Raw genomic sequence first — 17,175 nt, 5'->3', positions numbered from 1 at the left:
CAGGGCCGGCTAGCGATATTCGATGGTGAAGTTCAATGCGCCCTTGGCCTCGCCTGGGGTAACCGTTGCTGCGGTCTGGTAATACCGGGCGCGAAGGTCCAGGCGCGTGATGCCGGGGGTAAGGCCCACCATATCCACGTACTCTTCCAGCTTAACTGGCGTGTTGTCACTACGCAGTACTTGAATGCCAATGCCAGCGGCGGTCGAGTCGGTGGTCAGGGTGAACAGGCCCAGGTCCCGGTCCACCGGCACTGAACCGTCTACGCCGTCCAGGCGCATGAACGCGCGGGCAACGCTGCCGGCCGGGTCGTCCTCGCAGTCGCTGAGTGTGATGAAGAAATCCACTGGGTTGGTTGAGCTGCCCTGGCCTGTGAAGTCGGCGATGTCGTGAGTACCGAGTTGTACCGGATTGGCGCTGACCGCGTCAGCCTTGACCGTGCACTGGGCCAGCTGGACTTGCCCGCCCAATGTAAGCCTTACGGCATCCCCGACATCACTGACCACGCCCCTGACGACTTCCTGACTGAATGAGCTGATGCCAGCCGGGATGGGGCCTGTCTTGATCAAGGCCATGTACTTGATGATGAGATTCCTCATCACCAGCGGTGTAGGTGCCATATTTCTCTGGTTTTCACCCACATAAGGAACAGCGCCAATACCTCCGTCGTTTGCCTGGAACGTATTGCTGGCCGTGCCGTTGAGGAAACCGCCCAGTTCCAGGTACAGACCTACACCCGGGATACTGGTTTGCAGCACTTTGCCCGTCACATCCTTCCCGTCAACGGGAGGGAAGGTCCCCGGGGCTACAGGGAGTGGCGTGCCCATGTTCGCCGTCAGTGCCAAACTCCCGTCGTTGTCGCAGTTCAACGCAAAACCGGGGCCTGCTATCCCGGTGCTTGTCGCGGAGTAGATCTTGCTACCCACCGGGGCATCACGGGCCACCCACCTCATGCCAGAGATGTTGTGCGTGAACTGCATCGGGCCTGTGGTCGTTGGCCATTCGCATCCCAGGGCATGGGCCTGGCTTGGCAGTGTCAGCATCGTCGCAGCAGCGGCGATGCCAATGAACAAACGCGAAACAAGGGGCATGGTCGGTTCCTGTTGCAAGCGTGCGGCAGCGCGCACGGGCTGGATCATGGAGTGGGGCAGCGCAAAGTCTGCAGGCGATAGCCTTGCTCTTCTGGCATGGTTGCAGGGTCGATGCTGAACAAGCAGCGCTGTCCGGCGCGCTCGCCCCAGCGCGCTTCCAGGGTTTGCGCCTGGGCATCTGTTGCAATCAGCGCCTGGCCCGCCTGGCCCACTACGGCCAGGTGCTTGCCCTGCTTGTCATTGAGTTGGGTGCCGAAGGGCAACGGGCGGCCGTCGGCATGCTGCAGGGTCAGGATCAGGCGGTTTACCTGCTGCGCCTTGAATGCCGCCAGGGCGACCGCCCCTCGGCGGGGCACAACCTGCGTAACGCCGTTTTCGATTTCAACACCAGGGCCGAGCTGGTCGGTTTGCAAGGTGACTTGGTTGACCCTGTAGGGGCGCATGTGGGGGGCAAGAATGTAGCCACTGCTGTCGGTGCTGCCGCCAGGCACATTGTCGACACCTACGCCGGGCACATCGGGTACATGCACCAACGCCGTGGTCTCGCCCAGGTATTGCCCCAGCACGATGCCGCCGGCATGTGCCAGCACCGCGCCACTGGCATTGACCGAAACACTGCGGAAGTCGTCCGCTTCGGTGTAGCCGGCACCTACGTTCACCTTTTGCGTCTGGTAACCCATCGATACCGACGCCGTCTTGCGCTGCTGTTCGTCGTTGGCCAGCGATGCCAGGTAGCTCAGGCGGTTGTCCTGCGAGCCGCCGTTCAAGCTGGCGCGTTCGCTGAAGTGGCCGTTGCTTTCCTGCACGTCGAAACTGGCAGTCGTTGACGTGCCCCAGTCCAGCGGGATGGTGACCCCCAAGCCTACGATGCGGTCGCTGCCGTTGTCGTCGCTCAACGACTGCGAGGCATACAGGTTGATGCTGACCCGGCGATACTGAGTATTGAACTGGAACTGGTACTGGCGTCGCTGGCGGTTGGTGTGCCAGTAATCGTCCTGCGACAAGGTCAGGCTCAGCGAGTTGCGGTTGTTGAACGACTGGTAGATCGAGCTTTCCAGGCGGCTGCGGCGGTTGCCCTGGTAGCGGCTGGAGGCGTTGCGCTGCTGCACGGCTTCGTCGAACTCACGATAGCCTTCTGTGGAGTAGCGGTAACCGGCAAAGCGCAGGCTGGTGCCGGTCTGGAAGGCTTTACCATAGCGCACTGAATAACTCTGCCCCTGTACCTGGCCGCCTTGCTCGCCAAGATCGGTACGGGCCTGAGTCACGTCCAGCGATACTGCGCCAAAGGTACCAAAGTCGCGGGCGATGCCAAGGTTGGCAGCGTCGTAGTACTCGCTGCCCAGTAGCCCACCATACAGGGTGGTGCCCCACTGGCCGCCACGGGCCAGGGTGGCTTGCCAGAGTGCGGGGTTGTCGATGCCGTCGGCGCCGTCATAGCGCCCGGCCACCAGGTTGTAGCGCCACACGCCTTCGCGCAGCAGGTTGCTGAGGGTGGAATAAGGCTGGATGAAGCGGCGCACCTGGCCGTCGGCTTCGGTGAGGACGATTTCCAGGTCGCCGCTGCTGCCACCAATGCCCAGATCGTTGATTTCGTATGGGCCGGGGGCAACGTAAGTGGAATAGATCGGGTAGCCGTTCTGCAGCACTTCGAGCTTGGCCCGGGTCTGGGCTACGCCGCGAATGACGGGTGCGTAGCTTTGCATCACGTCGGGCAGCATGCCCATGTCGGTGGCCAGCTGTACCCCTTTGATGGGCAGGCTGCGGAACACGTCGCCACTGCTGAATGTTTCGCCCAGGGTGAGCGTACCCCACTGCCCGGGCAGGTCGTGCTGGGCATAGGTGTTGAAATGCACCCAATCCTGGCCTTCGCCGTCGTCGCGCCAGCTCTGGCTGCTGCGCAGGCGCCAGCCGCCTAGGTTGATACCGCCATTGAGGTACAGGTCCTGGCTGCTGGAGGTGCCGGTACGGCCGCTGAAATGCTGTGCAGAGGCCTGGTAGCTGACGAAGGCGGCATTGATGCCGTCATCCCAGCGCTCAGGTGCTACGCTGCCGGCCACATCGCGGCGCAGGGCCGCTTGCGGGATGGACAACGCCAGTTGCAGCTGGCCAGGGTTGAGGTCGTAGGTGGCATCAGGCACCAGCGTAGTTAGGTCTACACAGCGCGCGTCGGTGGGCAAAGGCTCGGCCAGCGCCTGCTCACGCAGGCCAAGCTCGCGCAGCAGGCTGGCGCTCAGGCAGGGCTCCAGGCCCTTGCCGTCGCTGCCTTCACGAAACTCGATTTCATGCTTGCCCGCAGGGGCCAGGTTGACCAGCACTTCAACCTGATAGCGGCCGGGCGCCAGGGAGGCTTGAGCAGCCAGGGTGTTCAGGGCGGCTATGCTGGCGTCGCTGGATTGCCCAGGGGCTTGGCGCATGAAGTTGGGGTTGAATTGCAGCGGGCGGTCCTCTGCAAGGGCCATTTCCGTAAGCAAAAACAAAAGGCCGTAACCTGCCATGGAGAAACATAGGGATGCACCAAGGCGAATCGGCAACTGCCGATACTGTGTGTGTTGTTGCATACTCAGGCACCGTAGGTGTATGTAGCGTGAGGGCCTTTTCTCTGTTAGAGAATGAACTTAATGGCTTCTTTGGGAGAAAAATCAGGAGGCACATTACGGTCCTGAATGAATGATTCATGTAGGAAAATCCTGATTTGAGGTACAGATAATTCCCGGCTTTATAATTTATTGTATGTAAGGGTGGCCGGGATGTAAGTCGGCCACCCTTCGCTGTTAGTTAAAGGGTATATAGGTTGATCTACCTGAAGGTGTCCAGTTAAGGGAGCCCTCTTCTTTTCTATAGCCCAGCATGGAGCCGACACTGGGTTTATAAGTGGTAGGAGATACAGGCGGGGTAACAGCGGGAATAGCAGGTTCGGCAAAAAGCTCTTCCAAGCGGTAAGAGCCAATTGAAGAACTTGAAGCAGTGGAACTCGTGCTACTGATCGAGCTTTGTGGCAAGGTGGATGTGGCTACATCACCGAAAGTTACTTTTTTGGTCGTCTGAGTCGCCACGTCGAAGCCCACGCCAGTAGCCATTGTTTGAGTGGAGGCGTCTGGATTGCCTGGCAGCCATATTTTGCGTTTGAGATTTAGCTGTCGTGATGGAGCTTTTCTAGGGACACGCAGCCTGAAGAAAACATCTCCTTCACTGGGGTCCGGTGCAGGGCCGGGCAGCGTGCGGCGAACGGCGGCCTTGCTCCCCCCCTGCTTCATGAGCCTTTCCCAAATCGTCCCCATCGTGAATACCCCACCAATAAATCCGAGCCAAAACGATGAGTTATAGGCCTTCTCGTCCCCCGTCAACAGTGCCCTCATACTCTCCTCCAGGGCGGCAATGTCGATGCCAGCGCTGACTGAGCCGAGCAGGAAGCGCAGGGTCCAGCCTACCGGCGGCAGAAGCATGATGCTGACCGCCGCAAACACAGCGCTCAGCGCCACGCCAAGCCAGGATTGCCAGTCGCCTTTGGGCTTCACGGGTTTGGGTGGGATGTAGGGCTGCTCCATGCTGTGTCGCATGCCGTAATGGCCACTCGGGTCGTGCCAGTTGACCGGGTTGCCGCCGCAGTACACATACGGGTTGATGCCTGCAACCTCAGGCGCCGCGAGATCCGGGCTGTGGAAGCGCATCAGCCCGGGGTTGTAGGCACGGTAGCCACGCCCCAGCAGTGACCAGCCCAACGCATGTTCGCGGGCTTCACCGTTGAAGCCAAGCAAGCCCACCAACTGGTCGTTGTCCGGTGAATCGCCGTAGGCGGTATACGTGTTGTCGTGCAGTTCATCACTGCTGCATTCACCTAGCACGCTGTTGGCCGCGTCGGTTACGAATAGCCGGTTATCGGCGGTTTGAGCCGGGCGTTGCAAGCCCAAAGGGCGCTCGCCGGCGTACAGGTACTCGGTCAGCAGGTCTGCTTCGCGTGTGCTGCTCAACCGGTAGCCCTGGTAGCGGCGCAACACTTCCGGCTCCTGCGCCTGGCGCACGCCGATCAGGTCGTTGTGGCCGTCATAGCGGTAGCGGTACAGAGGCTGCCCGTCGCTCGCCCGTTTGACTTCGCTCAGGCGGCCACGGTCGTCGTACACCAGCCGGTTACCCTGCTCGTCGTTCAGCAGGTTGCCTTCGGCATCGGAGTCAAACCCCTGGCTGGCCGGGTAGTCGGGCTGCAGGGAATGCTCCGCTCGTGTCAGGATGAAGCCGTCGTAGGTATAGAAAGCTTCGTCTGCTGCACCGTCGGCAAAATCGGTGTAGCACTCTGTGAGGTTATTCAGCTCGTCGTAGACGAAAAACTGATTTTTGATAGCGCGCCCAGCCGCGTTTTTCGGCAGGGCGGTGCCAGTGCAACGGTGTTCCTCCAGCCGGTCGAGTGCATCGTAGTTGAAGGTTTCCAGCAACAGTTGTTCGCCACTACGGATAAGTGCGCGGCTACTTAGTTGGTCATCCTCCTGCCACGTCAGTACGATGTGCAGGGTGAGGGTGGAGCCATCCTGCCGGGTGAGGGTTTGTTCGCGTTTGTGCTCGCGGCCTAGAAGGTCGTAAGTTTGCTCGCACACAAGCCTCTGTTTGTTGATCAAGTCCTGCGTTGTAGTTTTCCAGAGCCGCCCCAGCGTGTCGTACTCGAAGGAGGCAACCAGGTCACCTTGACGGGTCTGTAGCAGTTGGCCCAGGTCGTTGTAGGCGTGGGTTACCGCAACGCCGTCACTTTCGGTGTAGCCCAATGGCAAGCCTTGGAACGAGTGGCGGTAGTCGCAGTGGTAGCCCTTGGCATCCTGATCTTCCCATTGGGCTTTCAGCAGGTAGCCTTGATCGGTGTAGCTATAGCTGTGCTTGCCTTGTGCATCGCTGGCTGTACTGATGGCTGAGGTTTTGCTGTCGTAATCGAACGTTGTGCTCGGCACTGTGCCCACATCGATCTGGCTGGGCTGGGCTGAGCGGGTGGGGCGATAGTGGTAGGTGAACGTGCGCTGCGCCGTGGTGCGGCTTTCTAACAGCGAGGTGTTTTCCTTGTAGGTGTAGGCTTCTTGCTGCAAACCGGCCGCCAGCGTCTTCAGGCGTTCGAGACCATCGTACTCCCGCTGCCAGGCCAGGGTGGGTTGGGCGCCTTTGCGTCGCTCGACCAGCAGTTGCTCGGCCAGCGGGGCAGCGCTGTGTAGCGCGAAACGGCTGAGCACAGCCGATTGGTCGGGCCGCTCGTTACGGGTTACCCGGCCTTCAGAATCGTAGCTGTACTGATTGACTCGGCTGACTGGCCTGCCGTTTCGGTTAAAGGTGTGTTCTTCACGGGTGCAGCGCGCCAGGCCGTCGTAGCTGAAGTCTTGGCGGCCAACGATCTGGCCTGCTTCGTCCAACCGGTATTGATAGGCCGGCTTGTCGAAGTTATTGCTTTCGGTAACCTGCTGCTGTTGACGAACCCCCGGTTTGTCTGCTGTCTCGACCCAGCGGGTAATGATGTCGCCTGATTCACCAAACGGCGAAAACTCACTGTGTTGCGTCGCGCCATTGGGCAGCGTGGTCTTGCACAGTTGGCTCCAGGCATCGTATTCGAAGGTGGAGGTCAGTTCCAGGGTCTTGTCGTCGTAATAGTCAAAGGTGGTTTCTTCGCTTAGTTGGCCAAGTTCATCGTACGTGCGCCGAGCAACGATTTTACGTTGCCGCAAAGGTCTAGCGCCTGGCGGGGTATCCGTAACTTGCGTTTCGCGCTCTTCGGTCACCACCCGGCTGCAGCCATCGAAGGTGACGATGGTGCTCACGCCCGTGCTGCCGGTGGACGACTGCGAGGCCAGCCCGGCTGCGCCCTCCTCGGGATGGCTGACCAGCCCGTACTGGTGGATGACCTTACTCTCGTCCTCGCCTTGGCCGGGTGCAATAATTTCTTCCTTCAGGCGTGCGAGCGGGTCGTAGATGCGGCGAATGCTGTTGCCGGTGTCATCCTCTTCGTACACCGTTTGACCATGCAGGCCAGATGCGGCTGAACGGGTCGTTTTCTGCACCAGGTCAAAGCCGCACACGGTTTCATCGGTCCAGTATTCCAGGCCGTGCTCCTTGTCGGTGACCTTGCAGTAGCTCCAGTCGACACGTGAAGTGCGGCTTTCGATGGCCCGGCGCACTGGGTTGGCGCTGTCGTCACCGTAACGGGTGGTCACCTGATAACTCGGCCGACCATGCAGGAAGGCATTGTCTGGCATGTTCAGGTAAGCCCGTTCCACGTTTAGCAGTAGCACTTCGCGCTCGTCGGGCTGTTGAACATCGAATACTTGCACGGTTTGTTCTGCGCAAAGCGCAAGCCATTCGCTAGCTTGGCCCAGGCTGGACAGCGCCGGGTAGGCCTTGTAGGTCAACCGGCTCCGGAAAATGGGGGCGCCGCCGGGCAACCCTGGCAGGGGGTAGACGGTCTTGCATTTGAGGTTGCGCACAAAACCCTGGGGGTCGGGCGGGCAGGCCCAGTTATCGCCACCTTCATCGCCGTGCTGTTTTTCGCCATCCTTGTCGTAGTACGCGTAAGTGGTGCGTACGCCGGTGGGGGCTACCTCTTCAGTGGTGTTGCCATAATCGTCATACAGGGTAGTCGCGGTTTCCAGGCGAAGCTTGCTGGCGTCAGCACGTAATTTATAGCGTTTGGTGACGGTCTTGGGCAGCTGGAAGTAGCGTGGTTGATCGTCGAAACTGACGCCGGCGCGTTCGTGGAACTCGGTTTCGGTTTCTTCGATATGGCCGTCTTCTTCCAATATTTGCCGGGTCAGCAGGTGATAGCGGTTGAACGTCTGGGTCTGTGTGCGGGCGACCTTGCCCGCTTTCCAGTAATGGGCGGTGACGCTGTAGCGGTAGTTAGCACTTGCCCGGTACAGGTTGTCCTCGCCGTCGTCACGCCAACTGACATTGCTGTTGCTACCTACATAACTGTGCTCCACCTCGACGTTGTTGTCCTCATCGAAGTGCTTGTAGGTGTAGGTCGTTTTCAGCGTTGGCTGATCGGCGCGGGGCTTCACTTCGTGGCTGGTTACCCGTGGCAAGACTCTTTGCGGCTGTGTATTTGGCAGTACGTGGCCCGGGTCGCCGTTCTCGCCGTAGCGAATTTCTTCTACAGCCCCCATGGGGGTGGATACTTTCGCAAGGCAGGTCAGGCCATGGGCGCGGGTATAGCCGAAGCGCCAGTTACCGCCGATGTCAGCTGGCAGTTTGACTTCCACCAAAGCCCGGTTTTTCAGCTCGAGCCTGTAGCGCAGGAACGGCAGGCCGTTAGCCCCTGCACCTGGATGCGTATCAACGGTGACCGCGCCATCGGTGTACTGCAGCTCCAGCAGCAGCGTGCCATTGTCATCGACGATCCTGGCCAGTCGGCGGCTCTCGGGAATGTAGTGGAGCGTTAACCCCTGGCCGGAAGGCGCCCGGACTTTACTCGGCAGGGCGATGGGGTTGAGCTTATCGTGCAGGGTCAGTATTTCCACCAGGCCGGACTTGTGGACCACGCGGTAGGGGCCCTTGTCTTCATCGGCGGCAGTGCCGTCATCGTAAAAATGAAAGCTGTGAATTTTCTTTTCGCGAATGGTGGGTTGCGCCCCGGTACCTGTCACCTTGTAGCTTTCCCCCGTGTGCAGGGTAAGCATGCGGGTAGCGGGCTCGTAGCGGGTCATTGCCAGGCGCCAGCCGGTGCCGAAACCTGAGTCTTCATTGCTGAACGGGCTGTACGACAGGCGCAAGGGCAGCCCAGGGCCGGTCAGGTCGTTACCGGCCGGCACTGGCAAGTCAATGGCCAGGTTGTACTGGCCCGTACGTTGGTCGACATTGTTTTGCACGAAACTCTGGAAGTTGCTGGCGTTGCTGTGTACCCCGGGAGTGTCAGCCATGATCAGATGCTCCGCGGGGCGATGGTGACCACGATGCAGGTAAGATCTCCTTGCTTGATCGGGTCACCTTTACCAATTACTCGGAAGCCTCGGCTTGGCACATTGTTGTCCAGGCCGCTGTTGGTCAGGTAGCCCGGTTTTTCCGGGCGGCCCGCGTAGGTCCAGATCTTGTCGATGCCCATTTTTTCCAGCGAAGCATTGGCGCGGCTGGTATCGAGCTCAACCCAGGAACTGTCGAGCTTTTCACAGCGCTCATTATCAGTCAGCAGAAACGTCGATTTGATCGGCACGTTTCGAATGCGGATGGAGTGAGGCTCCCTGGCTTCTGACGGGCACTCTTTTTTGGGGAGCAGTTTCACGGTAGTGCCGCTGCCCGCTTCCGGCAGCTCGAACCCGCAAGCAGGTTCGGTGTTGTTGTCCACGGTTTGGTAGAGGGAGAGAAGGGGGGTGGGATCCGCCAGGTTCGAACGGGTGGTATCGGCTGCATCGGCGGCCACACTGCTTAACAACAACGGCATCGTCAGCATCGCCTGTATAAGGGCCGACGGAAGCGTGGGGCGGCGGTCATTGAGTTGATTCATTTCTCAAAGCTCCCTGTTCAGGGTGTATGAACAGATAAAAGAAGACAGGTGTTTGCATTGCAGGGCCAAACAAGGCGTTTTGTCTGTCTGGAGCTTATTGAACTCGCCGCACCGCCGCACCTGGCAGAATTAACAGGTGCGCCGGGATAATCAGTGGAGGCTTCAAGGGCATACCTGTTTTTTTGTTTTGTCACCTGGCAGATTTATCAGGTCTGGTTTTTGCCCGCGTACCCTGTGCCACCTGTTATTTCTGTCAGTAGCCAATCGCAGCGGTGCGCCGTGAAACTAAGGGCATCTTCAACCCACCAGGAGAATGTTCATGGTGATGCGACGCCCATTCGATGGCGGGGTCGATCAGCCCCAGTTAAACCCCGCTCCTGAAATCCCGGCGCGAAACGCATGGGGGGAAATTGACGTAAAAAACCTGAATGGCGACCATTTGGAATTTCTTATCAAGGACGCGGATATCCGGTTCGGTCAGAGCATATATCCGGTCTGGCGCGGGATTGCCGCAGACGGTACGCCGTTTGATCAACTTGATGCCGTGGTTGAGGTGCCCGCGGATTACGACACTACAAGAACCATGACCGCCAAGGTGGGCAAACGTTTTGTCGAGCCTTACGATGGTGGGTGGGCCTTTTTATCCTACAAGGTTGAAAACGCAGATGAGGCCACGCCGGATTCAATGCGTATCTTTTGTTACCTGGGTTTGCGCGACCGTGGTGGGGTTGCCGAAACATTGGCGGTGGCGCAGGCGCGGGAGTCGCATGATCGTGTAATTGTCCTTTCAGACCTTGAGTCTGAAGGCGTGCGCCTGCTGGCGCCAAGCTACCGGGCCATGCAGGTCGGCGACAGCATCGAGCTGGTGGCGCGCAAGCTCAACGCTGCAGGGGACGAAATTACGCCACCGGCAACTGAGCGACATGAAGTGACCGAGGCCAATGTCGGTGAGCCGCTGCAATGGCAGATCGCCAAGTCAGACTTCAGCCGCGTGCGCAATGGCCGGGTAGCGTTTCAATACACGATTACGCTGTCCGCTAACGACGAAAAAGTGCCATCCCCTGTGCAGGAAATGACTGTAACAGAGGCGCCCAGCCCGGCTGACTTGTTGCCTGCTGTCACTATCGATGGCTTCACGGGGGTGCCGCTTGACCCTGGTATGTTCCCCGATGGCTTGATCGTTCGGGTGCCTACAGCGCCAAGTGTTCAAGTAGGTGACCACTATTTGCTGCACTGGAAAAGCCCCCAGGCGCTCGAGCCTGAAGTGCAGTTTGCGCGCATGGATGCGAGCAGCCTGCAAAGCGATGAGACCGTATTCCGGGTTGACCCGGCTTTGCTTGAACCGGGTGATCATAAAGTGTTCTACCAGGTTGCCCGCGCGGGGCACGCGTTGACTTCGCATAGCCTGGACGTAGCGTTTGAAACAGCACGCACCCTTGCAGCGCCACGTATCGAGCGCGCAGAAGAGGACGGCCTCGGCAGGCAAAAGCTGTTGGCGGACAGCGCGATTCTTGGGGCCTATGTAACGGTACCGGATGTGCCCCTGCGCCCAGGCGAACGCTTCGAGGTTCACTGGGATGGTTATGAGCACAACGGCAAGCAAGTGGTCGACACACCGGAGGTAGGTGACGGCCGCAAGTTCAAGATCGACCCTGGTGTAGTCGCCGCGAACATGCATCAGCCTGGCGATGACCACAGCAGGCGTTTCAAGGTGTTCTACCACATCGTCGATGAAAACGGTGTGCGCTCGGCACCCTCTGATGCGGTGGACTTGCGTGTCCAGCCGCTGGTCATCGACAACAACGTCAAATGCGATCAAGCCCAGGCCAACGGTGAACTTTGGCGGAGCAAACTCTCGGCCAACGGTGCAATGCTTGAGGTGTATGGGGTGCTGCTCTGGCCTTTCGCGGCAACCGGTCAACTGTTCACGCTGGCCATTCAAAGCGGCGCCGTATTACGTGATCGAGCGCCGGTCACTGCCGGCGAACTCAGCAATGCGCGTATACAACAGTGGTTAAGTATTGCGACCTATGACGGGTTGGAAGAAGACAAACAATACACCGTTTATGGGGAAGTCAGTTTCGATCAGGGTGATAGTTGGCACAAGCTTCGCTCGCTGCGCCTGATTCCCAAGCACTCTAAATAAATGGCTGGTGCAACTGGCCGCGCTGGCCAAGTTAAGGGCGATGTGCCGTTGCGCTGATTAACGCGTGTCACATGGAGTTAAATATAAATGAACAGTAAAGCACCTGTGCGGGCTCAAGCCGTGGGTATTCAATCGCTTGAAGAATTTCTGCGTAAAATGGAAGAGGGCGCGCAAACCCGCAAGTGGGATGCGCTGCTGGTGTTTGACAGGGCGGCGACCAATGCCCTCCTGACGCAAGAGTACATTGATCGTATCGATATCAAGGAAGGGTTTTTCCCCGAGCTGAAGGACGGCGTGGTTGACTCAGGTAACGGTATCAAACATTTTCTAAATGGCCTGGTACTCGACAAGCCTCGGCTGTCTTTCGAGAACGCAACTATCGGGTATTCCAAGGGTAAGTTGCAGATGCGCCTGGTGGGCGGAAAGCATCTTGAAGTGATTGAGTCGCTTCACAATGGCCAGAGGTTCAATAGCGTAACCGCCTTGATTATCTATAATGCCGCTACCCGCGGCATACTGGACATGAACATTGAGCTGAGCGCAGTACAAGGTTCCGTCAATGATAGCGGCAAGGTGTTGCTTGACTTGAAGGAGGGCGAAGATCATGAGTTCAGTGGAGGGGCGACTGGGCCTGAGAGGATACGGTTGGGTGTTTATTTCAAGGGCCAATTGGACAGCTGGAGTGAGGAGATTACGCAGTTCCCGCTCAGCGAGATGGTGGTTGATGCTAACTCGCCTATAAACCCAGGGGTTTTTGGTCTTCGCACTCACGCGGCGCCGGGAGGCGCTTTGCTCGGCTCCGAGAATTTTGGTGAAGGCGCGGTGCTTGTGCTTGTTGCCATGCAAGGCAGTGAGACTGGTGAGTACCCCCATGACGATAGCGCAATGCCATACATGTTGCCCGCTGCGGTAGAGCCGTATACGAGTAACCTGATACTATCTAACAAGTTTATGGCCAGCCAGATTTTTCAGTTGGGCTTTGAGCAGAATGAAATTACGAAAGGGCGATTTAATGTAGAAGCACTGCCTGGTGAACGCTTCAAACTGGTCGCCAATTCAGGCCCCACCTTCAGTACGACGCTTGAGATATTTAAAACTAGATCAGGCGGGCTGGGGTCGGAAGCGTGGACAAATAATATGGAAGTAACTGATCTTTATCCAGAGGTTTTTGCAGAGGGCAGTGAACTCATATTCGAACAAAGGATGCTCAAGGGGCACCTTCGTTCGTCTGGACGCGTGGGTTACGTTAACGCCAGCTGGTGGAGTACATGGAGACCGGGGCAAGCTTTTTGGGAGATCTATGCGGATCTGACGATTGAGCTGGCGTATAAGTTCAATATTGCTGTAGTGGATGGGCGGGCGAAACTGGTTTTTGAATTGGATCAATACAGTTCATCTGTAAGCTATCGTGTCGATATCCCTGCCGACCAAGGAGCCAAAAGTTGGCGTGAGATGGCAAAAGAAATAGAAGCTGAGCTGCCGGACCTATTGAAACCTCGGTATCAGGAGCAATTTGATGCCCTCCAAAACATTAGGTTTGAAATCGACGCTTTGCGTCTGAATAACTTGCTCTTCCGTGGCGAGAACGTTGTCGACCCGCGCGACGTGTCCATGCCGACCGACCTGACCCTGCTGGGCAACCTGGCGCCCAAGCGCACCACGATGGTGATAAGCCCTTCGGAGCCGATCGTGGCAAGGGGTGGGGTCATCGAATTCAGCGTTTCGCCTGCGTCGACCGGTGTCAACTGGACCGTGAGTAACCTCCCTGGCGAAACCGGCGACACAGGGTCGTTCAAAGACCCCTCGGTAGGGCGGTATACGGCCCCCTCCGATGCCGCGTTGCTGAAAGAAGGACAACGCCGGTTGATCGTAACGGCCACCAGTGGCGAGCTGGTCAGTAAAGCACTGGTTAGTGTAGTACCAAACCACATCACGGTCAGCCCCTTGGTGGCGGTGGTGGGTGTAGGCAGATCCTTTGCGGTGTCCGCGGGTACTCCCGACGGTGCTGCAGTGACTTGGGATACTCCCGAACTGGGCACAGTCGGCCCGGATGACGATCCGGTGAACCCCGGGGGTTACAAATATACCGCACCGTTAGAACTGCCAATTGGCGACGGGACCAAGCCGGGGCACTACGGCGAGCTGCGCCTGGACGAGGTCACCGTTCGATCTGTGGGAGGCCACTCGGCGAAGATTGACATGCTGGTCGTTGGCTCCAAGAGCTCCAATTACTGGATGGAGCCAGAAGTCAGAGACGATGGCAAGGTGGCGCTTCCGTTCTACAAGTTGAACAAATATAAGGAGAAGGTCAAGGTTCCTGAGCCAATCGAATGGACTGTGCTTCGCGGCGGTGGGTCCGTCGACCAGGATACCCAAGTGTATACGCCTGGCAACGATGGGAACGACCAGTACGTAATCATATCGGCCTTCCATGTCAACGATGATTGGTTCGACTCCCACGACTACGTTATCTTGCCACTGCCGTTCGTCCCCGGGCCGGCTTACACCAATATCCTTAATGGCGTCAAGATTTCCCATGGTCTGGAGGAGGTGTGAGATGGAACGTAGGCTTGCTTCGCCGGAAGAACAGAAAACCTCTGTACGGCACGATTGGGGGGGCGTGCTTGCCCTGGACCGCAGCTTGCTTGACCTGGTACTTCGTGAACAATACCTGGAAGCACTCGCTAACTTCGGTGCGATGGACCCTATCCATCTCGAGGCCTACCTCGATGAGGGCGAGCGAATCGGCGTTACCCTGCAAGGGCTGGTGCTGGGGGGGCCCCAAGTCAGCTTTGAACATGCAACAGGGGTCGGCTCGGGCCTGACGCTGCGGATGAACATTATCGCCGGGGAGTACATGCGGGTCCTGGGGCTTCCTGGCAGACCCAAGCGCGTGGTGGAAAGCTTTACCCTTACCGAAGCCATGGGCTATCGCGTCGAAGCGCCGCTGGAAGTGCGAGTCGGCCGACCCAAGGGGAGCCGGTACACCCAACTGCAACTGAACCTTGCCAGCGCGGACAGCTACTCTACCAACCTTGGGCCAACCCCCTATGCCCAGGCCATGCTTGGCCGGCGCCTGCAGCAATCGATCAGCTATATGCGGGCTTACCAGCACACCTATTCCCTGGGCAGTTTCGTCATGGACGACTACTACCCGCTGAGCCCGGAGCAGTTCATGGTCAATACCATGGCCGCACCTTGGGGGCAAAGCGAAGGCAGCCCTCGGTACGGGGACGGTGCTGTGCTGGTTTTCATGAAGTTGGGCATCGACTTGCGCCCAGGCGGGCAGCTACCCCCAGGCACCGACTTCCCTTACCCGATTGCCGAGGGTGCGAGCGATCTGCCGGGTACGCTGATCCTTGTACCGGACATTGCGGAGCTGGGGGCGGGGGAGGTAAAGGATGTGCTGAGTACCTTCAGCCTGCCCAGTGGCCATGAGTTCGTGATGCGGGCATCAAGCTCAGACGCAGATCTTGTCTTGACCGGAAACTGGCAAAAAAAAGCGGGCGCGTTAGCGGTCGAGCCTGCCTTCGCGAATGTGGTAACTGGGCAGCCCATCGCGTTCACTGCTGATGGCGCAACGGGCCAGGTACTGTGGTCGGCCACCAACCTGATGCGCCCCAAGGCGGTTGGCACATTCAATGGCGCCAGCTACAGCCCAACCCCTGCAGACAGTTTTGTGCAGGACCAGCAGATGGTGCTGGTAACCGCGACTTCGCCTGATGGCCCTGATCCGGTGCTTAGCCACGCGTTGGTAGTGGAAAGCGCCCGTACGGTACATGTAGCACCGCGTGTTGCCACGTGGGTGACAGGGGACGCCCCGATCGAGCTCCGCGCCTCTAGTGCCGACGGCGGTAGCCTGCAGTGGAGCCTGGTCGAGGCGGTGCTTCTGTCCAACGGCACTAATCGGGTTCAACCGCTCGATCAGCCGCTAGGGGAGCTGGACGACAAAGGTAATGGTCGGGCCATTTTCACGCCCTATCCGCCTAGCAGCGGCCGCGATTTCGAGGTCCAGCGGATCCGTTGCACCAACCGGCTTACCGGGGATAGCGCCGAAGGTGCGGTGGTAGTGATTGGCTGGGAGGCGGACCTTAACGTGGTTCCGTTTCACGTCGCACAGGGGCTGTCGATGCAGCCTACACCGTTCACGATAATGTCTCGGGAGTTCGAGCAAAACCTCGGTCGCGCTGTGACCTGGACGGTACATGGGGAAGGTGAATTCCACGACAGCGTATACCTCCCCCCGCAAAGCCCGCAGTTGCCGATAGCGGTGGTGACTGGGTTTGACGGCATTGAGCGCACCGGCTACGCCATCGTGGAGTTCAGCCAAAGCCGGCAGGACAAAATAGCCGGTCTATTGTCATGGGAGACCATTGCCAATTTCGAACTTAGAGCCATCGGTGCACCGCAGTGCTACGCCAATGGTTGGCAGCAAGTCGAAGTCGAGGTCACCGTTGCTGCTGCCGATGATAGCAATGGTAACCCGGTCGAGATCTCCGACGCCGATCTGGCCACATTGAAGTTCTTGAATGCTGATAACAACAACGATCTGCCGTTCCTGGCGCCGCTGGAGGAAGCCTTGGCTGCCGGAGATGATGACGCGCCAGACTGGGCGGTCAACAGGGTTGCCAACGATATCCAGCGTCAACCTGGATTGCAAGTTGGAGGTAGCGCGCCTTTGCGGGCCAGAACTCGCCGGTTTTTCCTGCATTCACGTAAGCCGGGGGTGATCGGGGTGATTGCCTCGATACAGAACACCCTGACAGGGAAAGTGGTTACGTCTGAAAACCTTGGCGAAAAGGGTAAACTGGAATTGCGCGGGCAGGACATTCCGTCCTTTACCCAGGAGCTGTACTCTTTCAAGCGCACGCGTGTGGCGGGGGATACGTCACCGTCTGAAGGGGATGAGTTCGCTTACATCGACACCAGTACAGACAACTGGTTGCTTGAGCACGTTATCAAAGAAGGCCGGATAACCAAGTTTGCACGACTGTTTATCAAGGATTCCGATAGAAAATCGGCTGTGCGTTGGTCGTGGCAGCCGGACTCGCCTACCCCCCCTGTCCAAGACGACGACTTTGTCAGCTTTACCGGGTTCTCATTCGAGTCGAGTAATGGCCAGATAAAGGACGAACTGTTGTTCGACGGGCTGCTCTACCGCATGGCCAAGAATCGGGCCTATGCATTGCCAGATAGTGTGCTAGGCGCAAAGCCGGGTGCCGGGCAATTGATGATCACCCTGCAGCGGGATTCAGGGTTTGTGCTGTCCTGTGGTCTTGAAGATCCAGGTTATCGCAAGGCATTGGAACGGGACTTGGAGTTTACCCTGCTGGATGTGGAGGGTAATACGCATCCATTGAAGTTTACGTTTGCCGTCACGGCGGAAGAAGAAAGGGCGGGCATTACCCATCGCGACGTCCTGAAACTCTCGATTCGTTGAGCAATGGCTCACCTCAGCGCACATGGGCACTGGGGTGAGCTG

General features: G+C 58.4%; 7 protein-coding genes. 3 read left to right on the top strand and 4 right to left on the bottom strand.

Annotation, left to right across the window (positions count from 1 at the left end; all coding sequences use genetic code 11):
• Positions 1-9 precede the first annotated feature (9 nt).
• The 4 genes from AACG97_RS20355 to AACG97_RS20340 all read right to left on the bottom strand — a co-directional run bounded on the left by AACG97_RS20355 (position 10) and on the right by AACG97_RS20340 (position 9,547).
• On the bottom strand, positions 10-1,089 hold the full coding sequence (locus AACG97_RS20355) for a fimbrial protein (RefSeq protein ID WP_197886102.1): 1,080 nt from the start codon (positions 1,087-1,089) through the stop codon (positions 10-12).
• Positions 1,090-1,133: 44 nt separating this feature from the next.
• The gene (locus AACG97_RS20350) at positions 1,134-3,548 is read right to left on the bottom strand and encodes a fimbria/pilus outer membrane usher protein (RefSeq protein ID WP_115294547.1); all 2,415 of its coding nucleotides are present in this window, start codon (positions 3,546-3,548) and stop codon (positions 1,134-1,136) included.
• A 312-nt stretch (positions 3,549-3,860) separates the two neighbouring features.
• A complete protein-coding gene (locus AACG97_RS20345) occupies positions 3,861-8,966 on the bottom strand; it encodes an RHS repeat domain-containing protein (RefSeq protein ID WP_197886101.1) in 5,106 nt (1,701 codons plus the stop codon).
• A 2-nt stretch (positions 8,967-8,968) separates the two neighbouring features.
• Positions 8,969-9,547: a hypothetical protein gene (locus AACG97_RS20340; protein ID WP_125855286.1), complete on the bottom strand. Its 579-nt coding sequence runs from the start codon at positions 9,545-9,547 to the stop codon at positions 8,969-8,971.
• A gap of 319 nt (positions 9,548-9,866) precedes the next feature.
• Here AACG97_RS20340 and AACG97_RS20335 point away from each other — a divergent pair, with 319 nt between their 5' ends.
• The 3 genes from AACG97_RS20335 to AACG97_RS20325 all read left to right on the top strand — a co-directional run bounded on the left by AACG97_RS20335 (position 9,867) and on the right by AACG97_RS20325 (position 17,133).
• Positions 9,867-11,693, top strand: coding sequence for a hypothetical protein (locus AACG97_RS20335; protein WP_125855287.1), 1,827 nt, complete (start codon positions 9,867-9,869; stop codon positions 11,691-11,693).
• A gap of 87 nt (positions 11,694-11,780) precedes the next feature.
• Positions 11,781-14,249: a hypothetical protein gene (locus AACG97_RS20330; protein WP_115294544.1), complete on the top strand. Its 2,469-nt coding sequence runs from the start codon at positions 11,781-11,783 to the stop codon at positions 14,247-14,249.
• Position 14,250: 1 nt separating this feature from the next.
• The gene (locus AACG97_RS20325; RefSeq protein ID WP_125855288.1) at positions 14,251-17,133 is read left to right on the top strand and encodes a hypothetical protein; all 2,883 of its coding nucleotides are present in this window, start codon (positions 14,251-14,253) and stop codon (positions 17,131-17,133) included.
• Positions 17,134-17,175 lie beyond the last annotated feature (42 nt).

It is taken from the genome of Pseudomonas sp. Nvir, assembly GCF_963778085.1.
GTDB classification, from domain to species: domain Bacteria; phylum Pseudomonadota; class Gammaproteobacteria; order Pseudomonadales; family Pseudomonadaceae; genus Aquipseudomonas; species Aquipseudomonas juntendi.
Note: the sequence above shows the minus strand (reverse complement) of the source record. Positions and strands in the feature narration are given on the sequence as shown.